Annotated in this window: 1 protein-coding gene; it reads left to right on the top strand. The window is 76.7% G+C overall.

Translation table 11 applies throughout. The annotated features are described in order from the left end of the window. The first annotated feature begins 764 nt into the window (after nt 1–764). On the top strand, nt 765–1,475 hold the full coding sequence (locus CCN29_RS31390; RefSeq protein ID WP_006131092.1) for a response regulator: 711 nt from the start codon (nt 765–767) through the stop codon (nt 1,473–1,475). Nucleotides 1,476–1,505: the final 30 nt, after the last annotated feature.

Consider the following 1,505-nt stretch of genomic DNA (forward strand, 5'->3'; position numbering starts at 1 on the left):
GCCGCCGTCACCGCCCGGGCGGACTCGGGCGCCCGGGCGGTGACGGCGGCACGGACCGGGCGGGATGGTGGCGGTTACGGCTGACTGGGAGGTGAGCCGGTCCCGGTGGCCGGAAACCTGCCTCGCGGGCGGGCGCGGCCCGGGTGCCCGGGCGCGGGCGGGTGGCGTCGGCAACGCCGACTGCGCCGGGCGGCCGGTCGCCTGCGCGGGTTGGCGCGGTTGCGGTCAGCCGCGGAGCGAGCCGGTCGCACCGCGGGGCCGCCCGAGGATCGCGCGTGTGCGCCGCCCGCGTGTGGCGGCGCGGCTTCCCGGCCGAACCGGCCGTGGGTACCCGCCAGGGCCGGCACCCGCGGCGACCGAGTACCGGAAGAGCCGGCCGTCCCCGCGGGAGGCCGGCGTAGGCCGCCCGCATGCCCGGGGAGAGCCGGCGTGCATGGCCCGCATGCCCGGGAGGTCCGGCGTGCGCCGCCCGCGCCCAGACGTGGCCGGGGCGTCGGCCGTCCGCTGACGTGGGTGCTGCCGCGTCCGAGCGGGCTCGTGCCGCGGTCACCGGGCGTCCGGGGGAGCCGGTTGCCCCGGACGCCGGCTGGAGCGAGGGTGGCCGGGAAGGGGGCCGGAGTGCCGCCGCAACCCCACCGCGTGAGAGGGCGGGCCGCGAACCGGTCGGCCCCCTGGTCCGATGAGGGCCGAACGGCCCTGGCCGACCGGCCCCGGACCGGTGAGGATCGTGGTGGAACACCCACGCGTACAGCAAGGAGCATGCGATGGCGGACGGCGCGCAGCCCGGCCCCGGCCCAGGTCCCGGTGACCCGATCCGGGTCTTCCTCCTGGACGACCACGAGGTCGTCCGGCGTGGCGTGCACGACCTGCTGAACGACGAGCCGGACATCGCGGTGGTCGGCGAGGCCGCCACCGTCGAGCAGGCGCTGGTACGCGTTCCCGCCCTGCGCCCGCGCGTAGCGGTCCTGGACGTGCGGCTGCCGGACGGCGACGGGGTGACCGTGTGCCGGGAGCTGCGCTCCCGGATGCCGGACCTGGCGTGTCTGATGCTCACCTCGTTCGACGACGAGGAGGCCCTGCTGGACTCGATCATGGCGGGCGCGTCCGGTTACGTGCTCAAGCAGATCCGCGGCTCCGACCTCGTGGAAGCCGTCCGCACGGTCGCCCGCGGCCAGTCGCTGCTCGACCCGAGCGCCACCGCCAAGCTGATGGAGCGCCTGCGTGGCGGCCCACGGAAGGAACAGGAGGAGGACGTCCTGCCCGGCCTCACCGAGCGGGAGCGGGAGATCCTCGAGCTGATCGGCGAGGGGCTCACCAACCGCCAGATCGGCCGGCGGCTCTACCTCGCGGAGAAGACCGTGAAGAACCACATCTCCCGGCTGCTCGCCAAGCTCGGCGTGGAGCGCCGGATCCAGGCCGCGGTGATCGCCACCGAGGCCCGGGACCGGCTGCGCCACGACCGCGACGGCCGCTGACAGGCGCTGCCCGTCGCGCATCGTCGCGGG

This window comes from Streptomyces pseudogriseolus (genome assembly GCA_002154585.1).
Taxonomy (GTDB): domain Bacteria; phylum Actinomycetota; class Actinomycetes; order Streptomycetales; family Streptomycetaceae; genus Streptomyces; species Streptomyces pseudogriseolus.

What these genes read in the sequence shown, in the direction of transcription:
- CCN29_RS31390 (WP_006131092.1), top strand. Translation starts at nt 765, where the DNA reads ATGGCGGACGGCGCGCAGCCCGGCCCCGGCCCAGGTCCCGGTGACCCG.